This is a genomic window from Gimesia alba (assembly GCF_007744675.1).
Lineage (GTDB): Bacteria > Planctomycetota > Planctomycetia > Planctomycetales > Planctomycetaceae > Gimesia > Gimesia alba.
Map to the genome: position 1 here is coordinate 7,324,068 of NZ_CP036269.1, position 23,509 is coordinate 7,347,576.

13 protein-coding genes are annotated in these 23,509 nt (G+C 50.3%); 5 read left to right on the top strand and 8 right to left on the bottom strand.

What is annotated here, in order from left to right; genetic code table 11:
- Positions 1-377 precede the first annotated feature (377 nt).
- Positions 378-2,552 (bottom strand): cation:dicarboxylate symporter family transporter, encoded by a 2,175-nt coding sequence (locus Pan241w_RS27390; RefSeq protein WP_145222414.1) that lies wholly within the window; start codon positions 2,550-2,552, stop codon positions 378-380.
- A gap of 218 nt (positions 2,553-2,770) precedes the next feature.
- On the opposite strand from Pan241w_RS27390, the gene Pan241w_RS27395 reads away from it, so the two are divergent.
- Entirely contained in the window at positions 2,771-3,346 is a 576-nt protein-coding gene (locus tag Pan241w_RS27395) for a class I SAM-dependent methyltransferase (protein ID WP_145222416.1), read from the top strand.
- Positions 3,347-3,882: 536 nt separating this feature from the next.
- Here Pan241w_RS27395 and carB read toward each other — a convergent pair.
- The gene (gene carB / locus Pan241w_RS27400) at positions 3,883-7,146 is read right to left on the bottom strand and encodes a carbamoyl-phosphate synthase large subunit (protein WP_145222418.1); all 3,264 of its coding nucleotides are present in this window, start codon (positions 7,144-7,146) and stop codon (positions 3,883-3,885) included.
- Positions 7,147-7,936: 790 nt separating this feature from the next.
- Here carB and amt point away from each other — a divergent pair.
- Positions 7,937-10,600 (top strand): ammonium transporter, encoded by a 2,664-nt coding sequence (amt, locus tag Pan241w_RS27405; protein WP_145222420.1) that lies wholly within the window; start codon positions 7,937-7,939, stop codon positions 10,598-10,600.
- Positions 10,601-10,612: 12 nt separating this feature from the next.
- Here amt and Pan241w_RS27410 read toward each other — a convergent pair whose 3' ends face one another.
- The 6 genes from Pan241w_RS27410 to Pan241w_RS27435 all read right to left on the bottom strand — a co-directional run bounded on the left by Pan241w_RS27410 (position 10,613) and on the right by Pan241w_RS27435 (position 17,848).
- The gene (locus Pan241w_RS27410; protein WP_145222422.1) at positions 10,613-11,071 is read right to left on the bottom strand and encodes a DTW domain-containing protein; all 459 of its coding nucleotides are present in this window, start codon (positions 11,069-11,071) and stop codon (positions 10,613-10,615) included.
- 62 nt (positions 11,072-11,133) lie between these two features.
- Entirely contained in the window at positions 11,134-11,313 is a 180-nt protein-coding gene (locus tag Pan241w_RS27415) for a hypothetical protein (RefSeq protein ID WP_145222424.1), read from the bottom strand.
- Positions 11,314-11,409: 96 nt separating this feature from the next.
- Positions 11,410-13,764: a VWA domain-containing protein gene (locus Pan241w_RS27420; protein WP_145222426.1), complete on the bottom strand. Its 2,355-nt coding sequence runs from the start codon at positions 13,762-13,764 to the stop codon at positions 11,410-11,412.
- Positions 13,682-14,587 (bottom strand): DUF58 domain-containing protein, encoded by a 906-nt coding sequence (locus Pan241w_RS27425; RefSeq protein WP_145222428.1) that lies wholly within the window; start codon positions 14,585-14,587, stop codon positions 13,682-13,684. The genes Pan241w_RS27420 and Pan241w_RS27425 overlap by 83 nt, the downstream gene beginning before the upstream one ends.
- Entirely contained in the window at positions 14,544-15,614 is a 1,071-nt protein-coding gene (locus Pan241w_RS27430) for an AAA family ATPase (protein WP_145223541.1), read from the bottom strand. The genes Pan241w_RS27425 and Pan241w_RS27430 overlap by 44 nt, the downstream gene beginning before the upstream one ends.
- A 125-nt stretch (positions 15,615-15,739) precedes the next feature.
- A complete protein-coding gene (locus Pan241w_RS27435; RefSeq protein WP_145222430.1) occupies positions 15,740-17,848 on the bottom strand; it encodes an alpha/beta hydrolase family protein in 2,109 nt (702 codons plus the stop codon).
- 343 nt (positions 17,849-18,191) lie between these two features.
- Between Pan241w_RS27435 and Pan241w_RS27440 the strand changes: the two genes are divergently transcribed.
- The 3 genes from Pan241w_RS27440 to pyk all read left to right on the top strand — a co-directional run bounded on the left by Pan241w_RS27440 (position 18,192) and on the right by pyk (position 23,506).
- Positions 18,192-19,145: an AAA family ATPase gene (locus Pan241w_RS27440; RefSeq protein WP_145222432.1), complete on the top strand. Its 954-nt coding sequence runs from the start codon at positions 18,192-18,194 to the stop codon at positions 19,143-19,145.
- A 281-nt stretch (positions 19,146-19,426) separates the two neighbouring features.
- Positions 19,427-21,970 (top strand): DUF255 domain-containing protein, encoded by a 2,544-nt coding sequence (locus tag Pan241w_RS27445; protein ID WP_198000186.1) that lies wholly within the window; start codon positions 19,427-19,429, stop codon positions 21,968-21,970.
- 66 nt (positions 21,971-22,036) lie between these two features.
- Positions 22,037-23,506, top strand: a complete 1,470-nt coding sequence (gene pyk, locus Pan241w_RS27450) for a pyruvate kinase (protein ID WP_145222437.1) — start codon at positions 22,037-22,039, stop codon at positions 23,504-23,506.
- Positions 23,507-23,509: the final 3 nt, after the last annotated feature.

Sequence of the window (23,509 nt, forward strand, 5' to 3'; positions counted from 1 at the left end):
CGGGGTGAGCGCAGCGAACTGGAGTTCACAGCGCACGCATTCAATTCACAACAGAGTCTCCAGAATGAGGTACGCGTCTGAAACATACTCCATACACTCTGTTGCCTCCGACAATCCCGAATTCCATTCGGGACCATCCGATGTTTTTCTACCACAAGCATTTCGAACGCACACCAAAAAGGGCATCCAACCGGGGGTAACGCCCTGCGGCTAATTTTGAAATACAGTAGGGTGTCGCCCCGCCTGTCAATGATCGGACTTTTTGAACCGTTCGAATGGAACCAACCTGACCGTGCGAAGGCGGGCACTGTCATCAACGCAATCCCTGCGGGCGGGCACATAGACCCGCCCCTACGCCAGAGAGTGTCTTTTCAATTTCAATCGACCCAGTGCAGGACATTGCGGATGATGGACCAGCGGGGCTGGGAGACGGCGTCGTCTTTGCCGAGAATCCAATAATTGTAGAGTGTGTCGAACACCCCCTCTTTCTTTTTGAGTTCGAGCCAGACTTCCATGAACTCTTCAAATTCGATGTCGTGTGCACCGAGGTAATACATGGGAACGCGGACATTTTTCTTAAAAGGGTTGATCACGGAAAACTCGGGATAGAGCAGCGTCCAGGCAGCGCCCGCTTCCGCACTGGTGACCATAATATCGGCCCCCTCTGCTTTTTTCTGGAAGAAGTCCTCTTCGGAATTGATGGAAACAAAGCTTGCGTTGGGAAAGAATTCGTGGGCCTTTTCGTCAAAAAAGCTATTGGCGACGACGGCAATTTTCAGCTGGGGTGAATGCCGTAAGACTTCGAATTCCAGAAAGTCGACCTTGCGGTAGTCAGGCAGGACAATGGCCAATGTGACATCCATATACGAATCAGCAACCGGGAACGCGGTCGCCCGTTCGATGGTGCCTTCCAACCCTGACATAGCCAGATCGAAGTGATCCTCGTTCAATTGCTTGATCAGGGTCTGGGGTGTGAACGGAACAAATTCGATGTCCACGCCCAGATCCAGAGCCAGGCGATGGGCCATATCGATATCAAAGCCGACTAATTCTCCCTGATCATTGAAGTAAGAAAAAGGCAAGCGTTTGGCGTCAAAACCAAGGCGGATTGACCCGCGTCTGCGGATACGATCAATGCGAGTTTCATTCTCCTGGATAGGATCGGGGTTGGGTGTCGATTCCTTCAGGATGGTCTCAGAGACTCCAGGGAACAGTAACTGCCGATCGGCGATCATCGCTTTGGACTGATAGAGGTCCTTGAAGGTAAATTCCAGAACAGTATGAATGCCGGTAATCAAGATCCCGGCCAGACAGAGTGAAAGAAACGTGTATGTGAAAAACCGTTTCCACTGCACTTTGAGTGTTCCCGAAAGGGAAGCAGCAGTGAGTACCGCAAACGAAAACAGGTAGACCGTCCGCAGGGCATCTCCCAGTCGGGTGGTATAGACGCCGACCGCCAGATAAAGTTGAAAAATATCGTGCGGAATATGCATCAGGTCGAGCAGCCAGGGAATCGTGACAGCAGGCTTAGCGAACGAACCGGCCATACCCAGCGAGAGAAACTTGGGATATTGCTCGGGCATTAAGCTGGTGCCATAGAACCAGGCGGAGAATGGAATAAAAATCAGGCCGACAATCCGGCCCAGATCGGGAAAGGGAAAGACGAGGGGCACCAGCACATCGGGCGAGCCGCCGGTTTCGTCTTTTTCCAGATCATAGCGGTCTAATAATTCTCGCGCTGCTTCCACAATCAGGGGCAGCACTGCAAACGTACTGCTGAGCACGAACGCCGCGATCACTGCCGGCTGTGAAACGCGTACTGCATCCCAGTAGCGGACGGGAGTGCAGATCGAAAGCAGCATCGGCAAGATACCCACTGTGATCATGATGGTCGCAACAGAATAGGTAATGAGATAGGCCTGTAGCAAACCGAATTTTTCAAAGGGCAATGTGCCAACGGCATACGCGACAATCGCGAATACGCCAAACGGCGAGAGATGCACAACAAAGCGGTTCAGCCTCATCAACGCGCTGACAGCAACGGAGAGGGGATCGAGCAGATGTTCCCGTCTGGGGATACTGCTTAAAGCGATCCCCACACCGATTGAGAACAAAACTACGGCAGGGACCGCATTATTGGCGAGCGAGAAAAAGGGATTGGCGGGGACGAATAGGTCGTAGAGGCTCTCTGTCTTCGGTCCTTCGATAATACTGGTACTGAAGAACGCCCCCTTTTGCCAGAACGGAAACGAGAGAGACATCAGAGCGACGGAGAACAGGCCGATACACCACAAAATCAAAAGCAATACAATGACCGTGAACGCCATATTGCGTGTCTGTTTGATTGAGATCCGCCCCAGATTCAGAATCAGGGAGAGAGTGATATACGGAAGCACGGTCATCTGCAACAGACCGATAAAGATATCGCCAACCGCTTTGAGCGGGGCGCACAGATCACCAAAAAACAAACCACAGACGATCCCCAACACCAGACTCGTTAGAATCCATGTGGTTAATCCGGGTTTGAAATGTGCCTGAGCTGCTTTTTCCATTCGCCAAATCCTTGCGTGCAGGTACCAGTGCCGGAAAAAACTTTCACACTTCCGGAAAACCGATACTTGTCATGGATAAATCCCCACTGGAAGTGTATGGTTCCAGTGAAGATACTGTTAATAACGTAACCAGCTGAGTGAATCGAGACAATCAAGGTACTCCCCTGAATCTTGATTCTTAACAGAAAACCGTTCTATTTCCAGGCTGTCGATCCTGTATGGCATTTTCCTTTTCCTATCATAGTCAGCACGTCACATTTGAAACTGCGCCCGACTTATTTTCTCCTAAAAATCTGGATCGGGGAACGGAGGCCATGTTATCCACGGTGACGTTCGAACCGGGACAGCGTGTGCTGGATCTGGGGTGCGGGTATGGCGTGGTGGGAATCTTAGCGGCAAAGATCGTGGGGCCGGAAAATGTGGTGATGACGGACGTCGACCCACTGGCAGTGAAAACCGCACGACGGAATGCCGAGCAGAACAATGTCGCGGGTGTCACCATTCTCCAAAGCAACGGTTTCCAGGATCATCAGGAAACCGATTTTGACTGGATCCTGTCGAACCCGCCTTACCATGAAGATTTTTCCGTCGCCAAGCACTTCATCATGAAAGGGTTCAACCGCCTGAAGATCGGCGGGCAAATGGTAATGGTCACACGGCGTCGGTTGTGGTACCAGAAAAAACTCTCCAGCATTTTCGGCGGCACAGACGTGCATGAGATCGACGGTTACTTTGTATTTCATGCAGAAAAACGCCGCCCGACATACGCTGCGCGGAAACGAAGAAACCGGTGAACTTCAACAACGATACTTCTCGCTTTTCATCTCTGCCTGTATGAGCGACATCGGATAAAATCCGACACAAGTCTGCCTTTTCACAGAACGTCTCTTTCGGCAGGGATGTTGTATGATCTCGCTCCTGCTGCGAGTCAGTCCATCATCGTGATCGGCGTGAGTGCGTCAAGCAGGAAGCTCAAACATGGCATAATGTCGTCCGGATCTTGTCGGAGGTTGTCGTACTATTGTTCAAACAGTGTCAGTTTGCGTTCAAAATGTCGCACAGAATCATGTTCATTCGAAAGTGCTTTCCTGTTCAGACAGCCCCAAAACGCGCTCAAACCAGCGGGTTTTATAGTGCGTTTTTCAACAGGGGAAGCAAGTCTTCACAATTTCTTTCGACCCTGCTCGCGCGCGCGACGCATGGTCCGCATTTTCAAAATAGGCGTGAGAGAGTCAAGAAAAGAAAATACCCCTGTGAAACAGGGGTAAAATGGAAATTCAAACAGGCGCCTGTTTGTCAAGAATTATTGGAGCACCCTGGCACAGTGATCTCAGCAGACTTCAATTTCGGCCATCCAGTCCTGCAGTGCCCGGACCTGCGGTGTGGGGTCAGCAGCGAGGGCTTCCAGGGCTTTGACAACCGCGAGACAGCCGGGGATGGTGGTCACGCAGGTCACGCCGTAAGAGACGGAAGCCGAGCGAATTTTTCCTTCGTCGGTTCGCGACCCTTTGCCGCTGGGAGTATTGAAGATGAACTGTACTTCTTCATTCGCCATCATGTCGAGCAGGTTGGGCCGTCCCTCTTTGAGTTTCTTGACGGTGGCGACTTCAATCCCTGCTTCTTTCAACACGCGAGCGGTTCCGGAAGTGGAGACGATCTTGAAACCGAGTTCGATGAGTCGGCGGGCCGGCTCGATCATCATGTCTTTGTAGACGTCGGCCATACTGATGAAGACAGTGCCTTCCGAAGGCAGACTGGTACTGGCGGCAAGCTGGCTTTTGGCAAACGCCATCGCGAAGCCTTCCGAAATCCCCATCACTTCGCCGGTCGAACGCATTTCGGGGCCGAGAATGATATCGACGCCCAGGAAGCGGGAGAAGGGGAACACGCTCTCTTTGACCGAGGTATGTCTGGGCACAGGTTCTCTGGTGACGCCTTGCTCAAGCAAGGAGACTCCCGCCATCACTTTCGCAGCCACGCGTGGCAGAGAGAGCCCGGTGGCTTTCGAGACGAATGGAGACGTCCGGCTGGCACGCGGGTTGACTTCCAGAATATAGACCGTGTATTCGTCATCTGTCTTTTTGACGGCGAACTGGATATTCATCAGCCCTTTGACCTTCAGTTCGCGTGCCAGGGCGTGTGTGGCCCGTTTGATTTCATCAATCACAGAATCAGGCAGCGAGTGCGGCGGCAGCACACAGGCAGAATCGCCGGAGTGCACGCCGGCTTCTTCGATGTGTTCCATCACGCCGCCGACGAGGGTGGTGATTCCGTCGGAAATGGCATCGACATCGACTTCGATCGCATCTTCCAGGAACTGATCGACGAGTACTGGATGATCGGGGGAGGCGTTGACGGCTTCGTTCATATAGCGAACGAGAGATTCTTCATCGTAACAGATTTCCATGGCCCGGCCGCCGAGAACATAACTGGGTCGAACCAGAATCGGATAGCTGATTTTATTAGCGACGGTGCGAGCACTTTCAGTATCAGTGGCGATGCCATTGGGGGGTTGGTGCAGTTCCAGTTTTTCCAGAATCGCCTGAAAGCGTTCGCGGTCTTCAGCCGCATCGATCATTTCGGGGCTGGTTCCGATGATGTTGACGCCAGCGGCTTCCAGCCCGCGAGCCAGGTTAAGAGGCGTCTGACCGCCGAACTGTACGATCACGCCATCGGGTTTCATCCGATCGCAGATATTCAGCACGTCTTCGGTTGTGAGTGGCTCGAAGAACAGATGGTCGGAGGTGTCATAGTCGGTCGAAACGGTTTCGGGGTTCGAATTGACCATGATGCTTTCGATGCCCAACTCTTGCAGAGCGAACGAAGCCTGACAGCAGCAGTAATCGAATTCGATCCCCTGCCCGATACGATTGGGGCCGCCGCCGAGAATCATAATCCGACGTTTATGGTCGGTATTCGCCGGTGTTTCGTCTTCCTGCTCGTAAGTGGAATAGAAATACGGCGTGAAGGCTTCGAATTCGGCAGCACAAGTATCGACCTGTTTGAAGGTCGCTTCAATCCCCAGATTCTTGCGGTAGTGGCGAACATCCATTTCGGTGGAATCGAGCCAGAAGGCGAGTTGTTTGTCGGAGTATCCATACTGCTTGGCTTTTTTCATGAACGCGTAGTCCATGTCTTCCAGACGGGCAACCTGGCGGATCTGGTCTTCAAACTCAACCAGTTGTCTGATGTGATTCAGGAACCAGGGATCGATATCGCACAATTCATGAATCTGTTCTGTCGTCAGTCCAAACTTGAAAGCATAACGGACATAGAAGATGCGTTCTTCATTGGGAACAGACAGCTTTGCCTGGATCTTATCTTTGGATGGCTGCTTGGAGGTTCCCCAGAGGTCTTTGTTACCGCCCCCCAGTCCGAAGTGGCCGATCTCCAGGCCGCGAAGTGCTTTCTGGAGCGACTCTTTAAACGTACGCCCGATGGACATGGTTTCGCCGACCGATTTCATCTGCACGGTCAGCACAGGATCCGCGTCGGGAAATTTTTCGAACGTCCAGCGGGGAATTTTGGTGACGACGTAATCGATGGTTGGCTCAAAACAGGCCAGTGTTTCGCGGGTGATGTCGTTCCGAATTTCATCGAGTCGATACCCAACGGCAAGTTTTGCGGCGATTTTGGCGATGGGGAACCCGGTCGCTTTCGAAGCCAGCGCGCTGGAGCGGCTGACGCGGGGATTCATTTCGATAATCGTCATGCGGCCGGTGTCGGGGTTGATGGCAAACTGCACGTTGGAACCGCCGGTTTCAACGCCGATTTCACGCATACAGGCAATCGTGGCATCGCGCATCCGCTGGTATTCTTTGTCGGTCAGCGTTTGGGCCGGTGCAACAGTAATGGAATCACCGGTATGCACGCCCATCGGGTCAAAGTTTTCGATCGCGCAGATGATCACAACATTGTCGGCCTGGTCACGCATGACCTCCATCTCGTATTCTTTCCAGCCGAGGATGGATTCTTCGAGCAGGACTTCATTGACGGGAGAGAGCGCGAGACCGCTCCGTACTTTTTGTTCGAATTCCTCGCGGTTGTAGGCAACTCCGCCGCCTGTTCCACCCAGGGTATAACTGGCGCGAATGATGATTGGCAAGCCGATGTCCTTCACTGCGGCATTGGCCTCTTCCATATTATGAACGACCGCACTGCGGGGGCAGTCGAGGCCGATTTTCGTCATGGCCTCTTTGAATTGATCGCGGCTTTCGGCTTTGGCGATGACCGATTCCTTGGCGCCGATCAACTCGACCCCCAGTTGATCGAGGATTCCCCGGCGGGCAAGATCCATGGCGGCATTCAAGCCGGTCTGGCCTCCGAGCGTTGGCAACAAGGCGTCTGGTTTCTCGATTTCGATTACTTTTTGAATGTATTGCCAGGTAATCGGCTCGATATAGGTCCGATGAGCGGTATCGGGATCGGTCATAATCGTAGCGGGATTGGAGTTCACCAATACCACCTCATAACCGTCTTCTCTCAAAGCCTTACAGGCTTGTGTACCGGAATAGTCAAACTCACAGGCTTGCCCGATCACAATCGGACCGGAGCCAATGATCAATATTTTGTGAATATCGTCGCGTCTGGGCACTTTGTCACATCACCTTAACAGCAAATGTTCATTATCTTTGGGCTGCACTACCTTTTTTTGCGCAAATCTTCCCAACGTTAACAAGCGAAGCGAAATAATCAAGCAAAGCAGACCAGAAAGTACCAGAACGGTCTTTGAAACGTGCCGGGCTGATACGTCGCGACTGGGTAACTCTCTTAGACCCGAACAATCTTTAGGCCGTGCTGCTCGTACTGAAACCTCCGATTTTGGCCAGTCACGCCTCAAACTGGAACATGATGCAAAGTTGACCAGACCGACGCCTGACAGGTGGGATCGCATCACCAACCTGGCAGGTATTGCAGCTCTGCTGAATCTTTATCTACTGGTTTGGAGAGAAGGCTTTCTCAACCCATCAATTATTTCTGAAGTGAGTTCTGACCGGAGGGCCTAAAGCAATCTGATTGCCTGTAACGGTTTTACGGATTGAGGTTCAAATTGGATGGGAGCCTTAAGTTGAGGTTCAATAACCGCTTGCCGATCGAGAGGTTTTTCCTGACTCCATTTCGTACATCTAGACAAATTAATTATTCCCCCTCCACTCAGATACAGGCATTTCATGCATGTCACTCTGCAAAGTGAACAGCGATGGGAATTTGTTGAGTTTAAGCCACATGTTGATTCAAAAAAACATAAACTTTTTACACGTGAGATTATGTGGCCTATTTGCCTCATTCTCCGACCTGACTCTCAAGTCACTTAAGTCTGTGATTAACTTTTCTCAGTAAGTGCAATGAAAACTGATCTTCAAGATAATTGAATCGATATCACAATGGATCTACATCAACAAATTGACATCGTCTGGATTCTTGTTTGCAGTATTTTTGTCCTGTTCATGCAGGCCGGATTTTGCTGCCTGGAATCCGGTTTATCCCGATCAAAAAACAGCATCCATGTTGCGATTAAGAATATTGTCGATGTCAGCGTAGTCGGTATTCTGTTCTGGATTTTCGGATTCGGTCTGATGTTTGGAACGACGAGCGGCGGTTTAATTGGTACGTCTCACTTTCCGTATATTAATTCGGGAACCAACGTGTTTCTGTCGGCCTTCTTCCTGTTTCAACTGATGCTGTGCGTGACCGCAGCGACGATTGCCTCGGGTGCTTCTGCTGAAAGAATGCGTTTCACCGCATATGTGGTTCTTGCCATTGTTCTGGGTGGTTTAATCTACCCTGTATTCGGCCATTGGGCGTGGACGAGTCACTTTGCCGGCAAAGCTCCCGGATGGCTGGAGTCACTGGGATTCAAGGACTTCAGCGGTTCTACGGTGGTTCACTCAATCGGAGCCTGGGCTGCTTTAGCGTCGATTATGATTCTGGGTCCGCGGCTGGGAAGATTCTCGAATAAAAACAGCGCTCGTAAATTTAAAGGCCACAATCTGACTTTAGCCACAACCGGTGTCTTCATTCTCTGGATTGGGTGGTTTGGTTTTAATGGTGGAAGCGAGTTTGGTTTTACTGCCCATGTACCTCAAATCTTGATCAATACCTTTCTCGCTTCGGCTGCGGGAGCGATTACCTTACTGATCTGGCAATTTTATCAACGTAAACATATTGAGATTGAAAATATTCTGAATGGTCTATTGGCCGGACTTGTGGCCAGTAGTGCCAGCTGTGATGTGATCGCCCACACTTCAGCCGTATTAATTGGTATCGTAGCTGCACTCGTGATGGAAGGCGGGACCTGGTTGCTGGAACGCAGCCAACTGGATGATACGATTGGCGTAATCCCTGTGCATGGTTTTGCCGGTGTCTGGGGAACCCTCGCTGTCGCGATTTTCGTACCCGCCGAGTTTCTTGTTAATTCCCGGTTTCATCAGTTCCTGGTCCAATTGCTGGGTTGTGCAGTCTGTTTTATCTGGTGTTTCTCTTTCTGTTGGGTCACGCTTCGTGTCGTGAGCAATTTTATTCGGCTGCGGGTGACACCCGAAGAAGAGGAAATGGGGCTGAATATGGCAGAGCATGGTGCCACGACAGAAATGTACGAACTCCTGAATTCGATGGAACAGCATATTCAAGGTGATTCCAGTCCGATCAAAGATCTGGACGAACATAGTGATGTCGGATTAATCGCCAAACAATACAATCGGGTCTCAGAAATTCGAGATCAGGCACTGAAGGAGCTCAAAGATCGAACAGATAATCTGGAAATCGTTCGCAGAGAGCTCGAAGAAAAAGCCGAACGACTGAAGCAGGCTAATAAAGATGCCGAAGCCGCATCGCGTGCTAAAAGTGAATTCCTGGCAAATATGAGCCACGAATTACGCACACCGATGACAGCCGTTCTGGGATATACTGATCTGCTCGTTGAAGAAAGCTGGGGACGTCCGGGCAGTTTAAAATTGTTGGATGTGATCAAGCGAAATGGAAATTATCTGCTGGAGTTGATCAATGATATTCTGGATCTTTCCAAAATTGAATCCGGAAAACTGACCATTGAAACGATTCAATTTCCGTTGCTGGAGAAACTGAAAGAAATTCAGTCATTAATGAGCGTTCGCGCTGAAAATCAGGAAATACGGTTCAAGCTGAAATTCAAAGGCAAAATCCCGAAAGAGATCAAAAGTGACCCGACGCGCCTCAAACAAATTCTGATCAACCTGGTTGGGAATGCCATTAAATTCACACCTGATGGCGGAAAAGTGATCATGGAAACTTCCTTTGTAACATCGGAATCGGGAGCTCCGATGTTACAGTTCAAAGTTCAGGACACTGGCATCGGAATGACGGCTGCACAAATGAAAAATCTGTATCAGCCGTTCGTCCAGGCAGACTCTTCTACAACGCGTAAGTTTGGGGGAACCGGTCTGGGTCTGGCCATCAGTAAACGACTCTCCAATATGTTGGGGGGCGATCTCGTCTGCGAAAGCGTTCCCAAGGAAGGTACCGTATTCACTTTAACAATCAGTATGGGAGATCTGGAGAGCCTTGAGTTTCACGAAGACCCCATGACTGCATTGAAAGCAATTCGAGTCAGTAACCAGGACGGCATCTTTGCCGCTGGAGCTGCGGCTGAAAAGATCAAAGGGGTTTGCTCCGTGCTATTGGCCGAGGATGGTATTGATAATCAACGCCTGATCTCGACCTTGCTCAAAAAAGAGGGAGCCCAGGTTATGCTGGCAGAAAACGGAGATATTGCCGTCAGACGGGCACTGAATGCACAAGAGAACGGGAAACCGTTTGATGTCATCCTGATGGATATGTCGATGCCTGTTCTGGACGGTTATGGTGCCACCAAAATGTTACGGGAACAGGGATATCAATTGCCAATCGTTGCCTTAACGGCGCATGCCATGAGTGGTGATCGTGAAAAATGTATTGAGGCCGGTTGTAACGATTATACAACGAAGCCCGTCAATCGGGAGAAGCTTCGAGAAATTGTGCACACCTATCAATCGTTTAACTCAGAAGAGGAGCCAACAAAAGCGGTGAATTGAAGAGTGTTCCCCTCAGATAAGTTGATCGCGATTTTTTTCCAGGAATTCCTCGGCCCAGTAATAGCCGTCTAATAAGCCTGCTGTCTCATATCCCATCAAGTGATAGGCGATGAAAATGGCTTCAATCGTTGCCAGTCCGGCTGACGGATCATCAAACTGCTTGGAGACGCGAGGATAAGCGGTTTCCCAGGTCGGTAAACTGCGGACCGGCAGTTCTTCAAACGCGGGCTCCATTTTTTCCGCCAGCCGCCAGGTGCCATCCAAAACCAGTAGTCCCGAGGCAGCGTCTGCCGGACTGATCTGTGGCCCCCCCATTCCCAGGCGAACGTAGTGGATTAATTTCTCGGGTTCTTTCCGGGGGTATTTCCAGAAAATAAAATCCTCATGCGTGCGCAAGGTCTGCACGGTACATTTACTTTTTCGTTCTTTGGGATGGACGACAATAATCGTGGGGGGATGCGAAGCAGACACAATGCCGGACTTTTATTACGAGACGAATTCAAATCAATCAGTGGTTCGTTTTCTGGATTGACTCAGGAATCTTCTTGAACTTTTTTGATCAGATCTTCCTGGGCAGCAATCTCCTGTTCGAGATTTTTCACTTCCTGGGGATCGTCCATCTGTTCTTTGGCTCCCGTTAATCGCTGACGCAGCTTTTGGATCTTTTGACGAGCCACATCAATTTGCTTTTTCTGTTTTTTGTTCAAACCCATCGCAGTCTGGTTTTCCTCTAGTTTTAAGATAGGAATTGTAATCGTGAGCCGCTTATTATACCAAAACCGGATTCCAGATTATAGACTCACTATAGATCAACGCTGGAAAAACAAACTCAGACAGCACACCAGCATCACAGCCAGAAAAGAAAGTGCACCAACAGAAAATCGCCAGAGTAACAACTGCTCTACCACAATCAAAGCCAGAACGGTCAGTAGCAGAATTTCGGATAAACCGGCTTCGTAACTCTGCTCCTGGGGTTGTTCATCCGACACGCTCGGCGTACTGTTCTGCTTATGAAAATAGTGTGGCGGAATCACCTGAGGGCCGATGTGTCTCAGATCACTTTCCTGCGGAGAGACATTCACGGCAAACAGTGTATTCTCGGCAGCGGACGTTCCCCAGTCCAACTCGTAGATTCCTGAGTGGAAGGTCTGGTTAAAGGAAATGCTTCTGGATTCGGAGTCTTTGTCGAGGACACTTCGAAGAGGAAATTCCTGTTCGCCGGGAGTGATCATCCGGGGGGAGAGCGTTCGCTGATTTTCCTGTATCACAATTTCCAGCGGCTGACCAACGAGTGACTCACGCTTGCCCCATTTTCCGGTTGCTGCATAAAGTACGAATTCATTCATCATCGGAGGAAAACTCGGCCAGATTGCCCACGTTCCCCAATGACGATCCAGTGAGGTGGTGATCAATATCACTTTGCCACGACCGAGTGTGCTCTCGATCACCGCCGGGTCATTCGTATCGAAATTCAATATCAATCGGGTATTGGGATCGGGTAGAATTTCCGCTTGAAAATATTCGTAAAGATGTGTTGTCTCCAGGCCGGCGTCCGGATTGCCTTTGAAAAGTTCAATCACCGGGTGCTGATATTTCAACGGATCAAATTCGAACAGCGTTGTCGGTTTATCGGCATCACCACGTCGGTTCAATAATTTTAACGGCAGCAAACCGCTGTCCGGCTGGAAGATTGTCTGATTATAATTTTCGGCATTGACCTGTTCTCCGAGACTGATGATCAGCCCACCCCCGCGTTTCACATAGCGTTTGAGCAGATCTCGCTCATTCTCGGTAAAGAGTGCGACATCACAAATCACCACGGCATCGTACAGACTCAATTCCGTATTCGTCAGTTCGCCTTCACTGATCACGTGCGGCTTGATAATCCCCTGCCAAGGCTGTTCTTTTAATGAAGGGGACAATGCGAGTTCAAGATAATCGGTAGCACGGCCCATTGCTTCGCCTGACTGCCGACCATTCACCAGGAGTACGTTGATTTCTTTTTTGACAGGCATCACCCTCCAGCGCCGATTATCCAGAGGCAGACGATCCTCGGCGAGCCTGATTTCCATCCGATGATCTCCCACTTTGGTAAAGCGGTACGTGAATTCGGTCTGCGTATCCGAATTGGCGGGGAGGTCCACTCGTTTCTGATTCACCAGTTGATCATCGACAAACAACTGCAAATTGACCTGCTCCTGATTCAACCCACCATAATTATGCAACGTAACCCCAAAACGAACTGGCTGCCCCAACGTGGCAAACACAGAATTGCTGGAAAAGTCGATGACTGCCAGATTCGTTTCTTCCGACAAACCAACATCCTTGAGGACCAAAGTCGCTTTTTTCGATATCGCTTCCATCAAAGAACGAATCCGCGAACTTCCCTCATCTGACTGCAACGGAGTCCAGCTTTCTGCTTGAAAATCGCTGATGACAATGACTTCTTTTTGTGCCAGTTCCTGTGCCTGACCCAGAAAATCCAGTGCTGTCTGCAAGGCCTGCCCCACATTGCCGTATTCCTCGGTCGGCTGCATGCGTTCGATTTCATCTAACACATACGTCTGCTGCCGTGAAGGTCGGGAGATCAAAGCCTGCGGCGAGGAATTGGAAATTTGAATCAGTTGGAAGGCATCTCCTGTGCTTGAATCGGAAACCTGCTCACGGGCGAGTTCTTTTGCTGCTTCGAACAAGGACTGTTCGTCATCCTTCCAGCGCATGCTAAACGACGAATCGATGACCAGAATTCGATGCACGGGAGCCGTTGATTCAAAAAGGCCACCTTGCACTGACCAGTACGGTCGCGAAAATGCAATCGCCAGGAGTAGCAAAATCAGGCAACGAACCAGCAGAACCAGTAACTGTTCGAACCGGACGCGTCGCGAATATTTTTTGGTGGCGATCAACAAAAACTTCATCGCCGCCCATTCGGTTTCAATAAATTTTCGTTTATGCAGCAAATGGATCAGCACCGGTATCCCCGCCGCCAAGAGCCCCGTCAATAACCAGGGGCTGGCGAATCCGAATGCCAAAATGGGATACAATGCTAATTCGGTCATGAAAGAAAAGATCGGTAAATGTTTAAGAACCCACTCTTGACTGGCGATGGGACAGGAAGGCAGATAACGCAACATCCAGCGATTGGTCGGTACGGACCAACCCATAATCCATTTTTAAATCACGACAGCCACGCCGCACGGCTTTGAGGAACTTCTCAAATTCTGCCTGATATGCTTTCTTCAGTGAACGTGGCTCCGCCATCTGCTCGGGCAGATTTTCCAGCCCCTTAAACAGGACCGGCTCCTGAAACGGAAAGTCCTGCTCCGCCGGATCAATCACCTGTAACAGGCTGACATCATGTTTACGATGTCGAAAATGTTTCAACCCTAACATCACGGAATCAAGATCATCAAACAGATCGCTGATGATAATGATTAAACTGCGACGGGAAATTCGCTCAGACAGCTCGTGGAACACTTTTCCCAGGCCCGACTCACCGGACGGCTTAGTTTGTTCCATCGTATAATACATCTGCTTCAAATGCGTCGGTTGGCTGGAAGGTCTGAGAAAATCAAGCACGTGATCATTCACCGTACAAAGCCCGGCAGCGTCCTGCTGTTTGATCACCACATACGCCAGAGCCGCCGCGACCAGTCTGCCATACTCCCATTTGGAGAGTGCGGCGTTGGCCGATTGATAACGCATCGATTCACTGCAATCGAGCAGGATGTAGCAAGTAAAGTTTGTCTCAGCTTCATACTGTTTGAGATAATACCGGTCCGATTTCGCATACACTTTCCAGTCGACATAGCGCAGATCGTCGCCGACCGAATATTCGCGGTGCTGTGCAAACTCAGCGGAAAACCCGTGAAAGGGGCTCTTGTGGGAACCAGAGACATAGCCTTCCACAATCTGCCGCGCTGCAAGATCCAGATTCTGGACCTTAGCGAGCGTCTGTGGATCTAAATACTTGTGGTAATCTTCCATCAAGTTTTTCCTGAGAGGAATCGACAGAGATGAGTTGGATCAGGCGGTCTACAATTTTATCGGGAGTCATGCCCTCTGCTTCCGCGTTGAAATTCGTAATGATTCGGTGCCTCAAAACAGGATGTGCCACCGCACGCACATCATCCGTACTCACATACAACTTCCCGTGAAGAATCGCCCGGGCTTTGGCGCCCAAAATCAGATTCTGACTGGCACGCGGCCCTGCGCCCCAACTGACAAACTCTCGAATGAAGTCGGGCACCTCGTCTGCGTTTGTCTCTTCACCCGGTTTGATGCGTGTCATGCGAGCAAACTGCATTGCATAGCGGATAATATGATCGGCGACAGGCACTCTTCGAACGAGCGACTGAAACGACAGCAACTCATCCAGGTCCAGCACTTTCTGGACGGAGTAAGAATCGTCGGATGTGGTCTGCCGCACAATGGCGAACTCTTCCTCTTCGCTGGGATAGTCGACTTTCACTTCAAACATGAAGCGGTCCAACTGTGCCTCTGGCAGCGGATAGGTTCCCTCCTGCTCAATCGGGTTCTGGGTCGCCAACACAAAGAAAGGATCGGGCAACTTATGTTTGCGTCCCCCCGCTGTCACCTGATGCTCCTGCATGGCTTCCAGGAGAGCCGCTTGTGTTTTGGGGGGCGTACGGTTGATTTCATCCGCCAGGACCACATTTGAAAAGATCGGGCCGGGCAGAAATTTGAAATCGCGATTGCCGGTGCTTTTATCTTCCTGAATGACATCGGTTCCGGTGATGTCAGCCGGCATCAAGTCGGGGGTAAACTGCACCCGGTTAAACGACAGGTTTAATGTATCGGCGAGCGTATGCACGATTAACGTTTTTGCCAGGCCGGGCACTCCCACCAGCAGACAATGTCCCCCCGCCAGCAATGAGATCATCAATTCTTCGACAACCTGATGCTGCCCGATCACAACCCGATTCACTTCCTGCATCAGTCGTTCATAGGCCTGATGTAATTTCTCAACGGCTTCCAGATCGGAAGGTTCCATCGTAGGATCGCTGCTCACGATATTGCCAGTTTCTTGTTCGAAGAAATGAAAAACGCCCGCTCACACTGAATAGTACTATTGTGACGAGCGGGCCCCCGTTGACGCAAGGCTGTTTGAGTCTGTTCTTAACTGTCGGCGCCTTTTGCTCCCCAGGGAGCAATTTGCGTAAGACCTTTGTTTGCCTTCAGTTCTGCATAGCATTCTGGCATATCAAAGGACGTCAATACATTGGGAACCAACGTCGACAAAGGCCAATGATAGTGTTCAGTCTCTGCGATCTCGCTGAAGGAGGTCAACGCATTTTTTAATGTGACCTGTTTCACATGTGGTGAAAACAACGCAGCGAATGTCGCCGGTAACGCCCCCCAGCCTCGACCAATCAGGTGAATGTCGGTATGCCCGTTCGCAGCCAGCCAGTCGAGGGTGCGCAAGACATCAAATGTTCTTTGCCCGATATAAGGCTCATCAAGCATCACCGAATGTGCGGCGTAGAAATAATCACTTCCATAGGGAGTGAAAAACGACTTCGGATTGGTCGTATCCGGCATCGACTCTCCAATGCCTCGCACATCACAGGTATAAAGCACGCGGTCTTTATCCTGGCTGGCGGTTTTTAACAGCGGCTCTTCTCGCAGTTCTGCATCAGATGAAACATGGGAAACATATAAGGTCGCCTGTTTACCGGCATTCTGCGGTGGGCGGGAATAGAGTCGCTCATCAGACACGCGATAGACGATTGCCTGAATACCGGGCTCGGTTTCCACTGCGTAGGTAATCGCATACTTCAGTGGATAATTTTTTCCGCCCCGGTTTCGTAAAATTCGATAATCGGGAGTCCCCTCAGCATGCTTCAAACGAAGCGTATCAGCCACCGCCGACTTGAGGGCGGCGCCTTTTTTGAGTTTCCGTTGTTGCGCCAGTTCCTTTGATCGTTCCGCTGTAAAGACATGAATCGGTTTGGAGCCGAGATCAGCCACAGACCCTTTAGGAGTGCACCATAGCGTTTCATCTTTTTCGATGGTCAGTTTTGGCTCTTGGGATTCACTGGAGACACCGGTCGCCTGGTTGAACCATTCATACATGGCTTCGCGATTTTCCTGCGAATAACCATGATAGGTTGGTCCGACAAAATGCGATACGTTTTCTTCTTTCCCCAGCAGCTTATACAGCCGTTTCAAACGCAGATACGCCTCCCGCGCTCCGCGGACATCGAAGTAGTCGCGTTCTTTGCTCAGAATGCGGACCGGATTCGGCGCCTGGGCGGCCAGGAAGTCGGCATGATCCAGCTCCAGCGCTAATACTTTCGGCGGACACTGTTCGGTATCTGCGGGAAGTTCGTTCTCCATGTTGCGACGGAACGTCGTTACGAAACAACTGGGAGCCGCCATCGTCCAGCGGGGCTCCACGCCACACAGCCAGGTGGTCATGGTTCCGCCACCCGAGTTTCCGGTGACTCCCACCTGTTTGGGATCAACCTCTTTTCGAGTGAGCAGATAATCCAATGCTCGAACGCCATCCCAGGCACGCCACATCGACAGATTCTCTCCGACCAGAAACTGTTGATTGCCACCATGCAAATGCTCGCGAACCCCCACACCAATCGTCGATTTCAGATCGTCGCCGGGATATTGAACCCGCTCGCCCTGGCCAATGGGATCATAGATCAGCACGACGTAGCCTTTTCGGGCCAACCCTTGTGAAAACGACTGATAGGCGGTTTCTGCTTTTCCATTATGAGAATGACCGCAGGTACCTACCACGCCAGGAGCCGGTTTCGTGATTCCTTTTGGAATATAAAGATTCGCCGTGACCAGAAAGCCGGGACGACTTTCGAAAATGACGTTCTCGATGGTATAAGTATCACGGTCAGTTGTTTTCGTGACGCGTGCATTCAAAGGTGTCCGCTCGGGATTTGGCCCGAATGCTTCGCGAATTCGTTTCTGCACGGAACGTACATATTCTTCTGCATCCTCTTTTGTTTTGAGTGCATTTAGCCGCTCAATGGTTTTCGCTTCCTGTTCCCTGACACGACCAACAAAGTATTCCTGCACCATGCGCGGGAATCGATTCAACGTAGGAACTGTTTGATCAGGTTTCACAGGCGCTGCGGCCAGTTCTTGAATTACAAGGTTCTCTAACAGACTCAAACCAACCAGACTGATTCCTCCGGTTTTCAAAAAAGAACGTCGTGAGAGAGTTTCGAACCGGTCAATCGCCTGTTTTGAGCCCGACATGATGAATGATCCTGATGAAATAAATTAATTATGGATAATGGTGCCACTGATTTGAATGAACTTAAACGCGCTGAAATCAAGCTGAAAAATTCAAATTATGCTGAGATCATGCGCTGATTGTACTCATATTTTTGTTTTCTTTACAATTGGCTTCTCTATAATGAAATTCATTCCGACAATTGTACAGAATTATTTCACTTGTTTTCGCATAATTCCATAAGCGTTAATAACTGGATACACTATGAGTTGAAATGCGTAACCGATTTCTGTAATCCTGAAACTTAATAACTCAAAAGTGCTCTCCCCTGCATCAGCAGGTGTTCCCATCAGAAATGGATCATAAATGGAAGTTCGTTCCCAGCAAGAAACTGCAGGCCTGGTCAAAATTCTTCACGATAATATTTCCAGTGTCCTCATCGGCAAACCGGAGGTCGTGCAACTCGCGATTGTGACATTGCTGGCGGAAGGTCATATTCTGATCGAAGATGCACCTGGCGTAGGTAAAACCTCACTCGCGAAAGCAATTGCGAAAAGCCTGGATTGCAACTACAAGCGGGTTCAGTTCACGCCGGATATGCTGCCTTCCGATATTTTGGGATCGAATGTCTTTCTTCCCAACCTGGGAGAATTTGAATTCCGCAAAGGTCCGATTTTTTCCAACATCCTGCTGGCGGATGAAATCAACCGTACGCCACCTCGCACACAAAGCGCCCTGCTGGAAGCGATGAATGAAGGTCAGGTGAGTGTGGAAGGGCAAACGATTCCGTTGCAGCCCCCCTTCTTCGTTCTGGCCACGCAAAACCCGTATGAATTTGAAGGCACCTATCCTTTACCGGAAAACCAGCTCGACCGATTCATGATGTGTATCGATATCGGCTACCCTGAACGCTCGATCGAACGGGATGTTTTAATCCAGCATCGATCGGGTGAGCCTGTAGACACATTGCAGCCTGTGCTCACCGTGAAACAGTTAAGAGAAATGCAACAAGCTGTCAGTGACGTGCGCGTCGATGATTCTCTAACGGACTACATCCTGGAAATTGTCGACACGACCCGCAATCATCCGGAACTCACGTTAGGCGTCAGTACGCGGGGCGCGATCACGTTTTCCCATGCCGCTCAAAGTAAAGCGTTTACGGAAGGACGCGACTATGTCACACCGGATGACATCAAAGAGCTAGCAGTCCCCGTCTTAGCACACCGGGTGATTACCAAGTCCCTGGTACGTGAAAACCAACGGACCCGCGCGAGTGAAATCATTCGACAGATCCTACAACAGGTTGCGGTCCCGGGATAAAATGGGAAGACCGCTTGTTCAGAAAATCAGAGCCGTCATCCGGATTTTTTCCGGTTCTGCTATTATTAAATAGTCGTCCGCGGTTGGATTAGATAAGATACTGGTACCCCCGTCGGATCAACCGAAGTTCGGCAATGCCGCTTCAGACCAATAATGCTTGTCAGGACACTCAGTCGCTGGCTCGCTCCTGGAGGATAAAAATGGATTGTAATCAAAGCATAAAGTGGTGGCTTGCCCTGATGCTCGCTACTTGTTTCGTCAGTTCAAACTGGAACCATCAAATGTTGTCTGCCAATGATGATTCTCAAAAAACTACGCAGCAACCTTCGTCCAGTTCGTCTAAGGATAAAGAAACAGCGAAATTTACCAATCGGCTGTCAAAAGAAACCAGCCCGTATCTGCTGCTGCACCAACATAATCCGGTCGACTGGTATCCCTGGGGACCGGAGGCGTTTGAAAAAGCAAAGCAGGAAAACAAAATCATCTTCCTTTCGATTGGCTATAGCAGTTGCTACTGGTGCCATGTGATGGAACGTCTGGTTTTTGAGAACCCTGAAATTGCCAAGTATATGAACGAGAATTTTGTGAATATCAAAGTCGATCGGGAAGAACGCCCGGACATCGACGATATTTACATGACCTCGTTAAGCGTTTACTTTCATCTGATTGGCGCCCCTGCCAATGGTGGTTGGCCTTTATCAATGTTTTTGACTCCGGAACGCGAACCGTTTGCGGGCGGCACTTATTTCCCCCCGACGGATCAGGGAGGCCAGATGAGTTTCCCCCGGGTCCTGCAACGCGTGAATCAGCTCTGGTCGGCAGATAAAAAACAGGTCCAGCAGAGCGCGACGATCATCGCGAAAGAAGTCGCGCGTCTGCAAAAAGAAGAAGCCGCCTCGGAACCGATCTCGATTGAAAATAAACTGGTCAAAGCGGGAGTCCGGTCCATCAATGGCAGTTATGATTCTGAATTTGGTGGCATTGATTTTTCGGAAGTCACACCGAATGCACCCAAGTTTCCAACTTCATCTAAACTGGTTCTCCTGCAATACGATATCGAGGCTCCCTCAGAAGACACCACTTCTGCAGAATCAGCAAAGGTGTTGTATCACACACTCGATGCGATGGCTAACGGCGGCATCTATGACCATCTTGGAGGCGGCTTTCACCGTTACAGTACCGACCGCTACTGGCATGTCCCGCACTTTGAGAAAATGCTTTATGATAACGGGCAACTGGCGTCTCTGTATGCGAATGCATTTGCACAAACAGGCAAGCCTCAATACAAGCAGGTCACCGAAGGCATCATCGACTTTGTGCTGCGGGAATTGACAGATCCTCAAGGAGGCTTTTATTCGGCTCTCGATGCAGAAACCGAAGGCGTTGAAGGCGAACATTATGCCTGGTCGAAAGCAGAACTCCAAACCGCGCTGGGGGATGACTATCGCCTGTTCGCTGAGTTCTATGGATTAAATGAACCGGCCCGTTTCGAACACGGTTTTGTTTTACATCGTGTCATGTCGCTGGAAGCACTCGCTGAGAAACAAAAGACGACGCCTGCTGCGCTTGAAACAAAACTCGTCGCCATGCGTCAAAAGTTGCATACAATTCGCAACAAACGAAAGCCTCTGTTGAAAGACGATAAAATTCTGACCAGCTGGAATGGCCTGATGATTGAAGGCATGGCCACAGCCGGTCGCCTTCTCAAACGCCCCGACTATACAGCGGCCGCCGAAAACGCGGCACAGTTCATTCTCAATCAGATGCGGAATGACCAGGGTCACCTGTATCGCAGCTATCGTTCAGGTCAGGCACGCTTAAACGCCTATCTTGACGACTATGCGTTTCTCGTTCAGGGACTGCTGGCACTGCATGAAGCCACAGGCAAACAACACTGGTTGGATCAGGCACAGCAACTGACCGACCTGCAGATCGAACTCTTCTGGGATCAAAAAGAGCATGGGTTCTTTTTCACCACACACGACCATGAACAGTTAATCGCCCGCACGAAAAATGCCTACGATGCGGCAATCCCTTCTGGAAACAGTATCAGCGTTCGCAACCTGATTCGCTTATCCGAACTGACTCAAGATCTGAAATACCGTCAGCACGCCGACCAGACACTCCAGCTGTTTGGTAGAATCATCAAGCGCTATCCTGGACGCTGTGCTCAGTTGGTGCAAGCCGTCGGAGAATATCTGGATTCGCCTCTCAATCAGAAACAATCCTCTTTTTCTGTCCCTGCCGGCGATTTTCGTCTGTCATTTCCAGTCACTGTAGAAGCGGAACAACTGGCAGCCGTGAACCCTGGTATCGAATTACTGGCGGCAGCAGGCTTAGGTCAGGCCAGTCCCAAAAAGAAACTGGTTACCGCGAAAGCGTATCTCTCAGTCGATAAACTACCCGCAGGCAAAACCTGCCAGGTGGCGATTGTGCTCGCAATCGAGGACAGCTGGCACATCAACCAGAATCCTCCCAGCCCTGATTTTATGGTACCGACCACATTCACGATTAAGTCAGCTCAGAAGATCAAATTGTCGAAAGTGAAATACCCCACCGGTAAGGCATTTAAGGTCGCAGGTTTTGATGAACCGCTCCAGGTTTACGAGAAGCAGGCCATCATTCGAGGTACTCTCACCATACCGGCGGACGCTGCTGGAAAAGAGGAAGAACTCGAGTTGAATGTGAAATATCAGGCCTGTAATGACAAAACCTGTATTCGCCCCACGACGGTCAGTCTGAAAGGGAAATTTCGGATTGCCAAACCAGGCGAACCAATCAGACAGGTGAACCAAAAATGGTTTCAGCCTGAAAAGAAAAACTGATTATGATTTCAGACGAAAACAGAGCGCATTGAACTGTCTGCTGTCGCAATATTTTTTTAAAGGTTCATGATGAACGACACTCAATATGAAGAACAGCCGCTCGTAAAAACGAAAATCATTGCCACGGTCGGCCCGGCTTCCGATTCACGCGAAATGCTGCGTAAATTAATTATTGCCGGCGTGGATCTGTTTCGGCTGAACTTCGCACATGGGAAACATGATAATCTGGCCGAAGTCGTCACGAACATTCACGAGCTCTCAGAAGAACTGGGAAAGCCGATTGGAATTCTTGGCGATTTATCCGGGCCGAAAATTCGGCTGGGTGTCCTACCCGGAGATGAAATCATCTGTCGGCAGAACATGAGTTTCCGCTTTATTCGCGGGATGGAAACCAATCACCCACAGGAATTGACCTGCACTTACGAATCTTTAATCAGCGACCTTCGCGAAGGTGACCCCATCCTGCTGGCCGATGGCATGGTCGCGATGCGTGTCGTGGAAAAATCCGATGATGGAGAATTCGTGGAATGCGTCGTCGAACGTGAAGGCATCATTCGCAGTAAGCAAGGTGTGAACCTGCCCGGCGTTCAGCTCAGTACTCCCTGTCTGACGGAGAAAGATCTCACTGATCTTGCCTGGGGAGTGGAACATGGCCTCGATTATATCGGGCTCAGTTTTGTTCGCTCTGCCGATGATATTACGCATTTGATCGATGAAATTGAGAAACTGAAACCCGTTGAGCCGCCGCATGTCGTCGCCAAGATTGAAAAAATCGAAGCCGTCAGTGATATCGAACAGATTCTAAAACTGACCGATGCCGTCATGGTCGCTCGCGGTGACCTGGGAGTCGAAGTCGATATCGAACGAGTGCCCATCATTCAAAAACGCATTATCCATCTCTGCAATCAATATCGCGTCCCCGTGATTACTGCCACGCAGATGCTCGACAGCATGCAGTTCAATACCTTTCCCACCCGCGCTGAAGCCAGTGATGTTGCTAACGCTGTTCTGGACGGCAGCGATGCCGTGATGCTCTCCGGTGAAACCGCCGTGGGTGTCAGCCCGCTGGCGGCCGTCGAAATGATGAGCCGTATTGTTCGCGAAGCAGCCCGCATACTGTCGTCCAATCTGCATTCGGAAGAGACGACCAGCAACCGCCGCCTACACGCCCGCGAAGTCACTGAAGCTGTGACGCTCGGTGCAGGCATTACAGCAGAAAAACTGGACGCTGACTTGATGGTGACCTGTACGCACGAAGGAAAAACAGCAATGGCGCTTTCCAAACAACGGCGTACTGTCCCCACAATCGCACTCACAGATCGACCAGCGACCGCCCGCCGCATTACGCTTTACTGGGGTGTGACTCCGCTTTTGACGGATGTGGTCGATAAGTCTCCACAAAAGATCCTGAAGTACATCGTCACTTATGGTAAGAAACTCGGCTTCCTGTCGCCGGGAAGTCAGATTGTCCTGATATCCGGCACCGACTGGAGTTCATTAGGCCACGATATGCTTCTCGTCCATGAAGTGAAATAACTC

What these genes read in the sequence shown, in the direction of transcription:
- Pan241w_RS27430 (WP_145223541.1), bottom strand. Translation starts at nt 15,614, where the DNA reads ATGGAACCTTCCGATCTGGAAGCCGTTGAGAAATTACATCAGGCCTAT.
- Pan241w_RS27395 (WP_145222416.1), top strand. Translation starts at nt 2,771, where the DNA reads ATGGCATTTTCCTTTTCCTATCATAGTCAGCACGTCACATTTGAAACT.
- Pan241w_RS27425 (WP_145222428.1), bottom strand. Translation starts at nt 14,587, where the DNA reads ATGGAAGATTACCACAAGTATTTAGATCCACAGACGCTCGCTAAGGTC.
- Pan241w_RS27415 (WP_145222424.1), bottom strand. Translation starts at nt 11,313, where the DNA reads ATGGGTTTGAACAAAAAACAGAAAAAGCAAATTGATGTGGCTCGTCAA.
- Pan241w_RS27420 (WP_145222426.1), bottom strand. Translation starts at nt 13,764, where the DNA reads ATGGGTTGGTCCGTACCGACCAATCGCTGGATGTTGCGTTATCTGCCT.
- Pan241w_RS27445 (WP_198000186.1), top strand. Translation starts at nt 19,427, where the DNA reads ATGTTGTCTGCCAATGATGATTCTCAAAAAACTACGCAGCAACCTTCG.
- pyk (WP_145222437.1), top strand. Translation starts at nt 22,037, where the DNA reads ATGATGAACGACACTCAATATGAAGAACAGCCGCTCGTAAAAACGAAA.
- Pan241w_RS27390 (WP_145222414.1), bottom strand. Translation starts at nt 2,552, where the DNA reads ATGGAAAAAGCAGCTCAGGCACATTTCAAACCCGGATTAACCACATGG.
- Pan241w_RS27440 (WP_145222432.1), top strand. Translation starts at nt 18,192, where the DNA reads ATGGAAGTTCGTTCCCAGCAAGAAACTGCAGGCCTGGTCAAAATTCTT.
- amt (WP_145222420.1), top strand. Translation starts at nt 7,937, where the DNA reads ATGGATCTACATCAACAAATTGACATCGTCTGGATTCTTGTTTGCAGT.
- Pan241w_RS27435 (WP_145222430.1), bottom strand. Translation starts at nt 17,848, where the DNA reads ATGTCGGGCTCAAAACAGGCGATTGACCGGTTCGAAACTCTCTCACGA.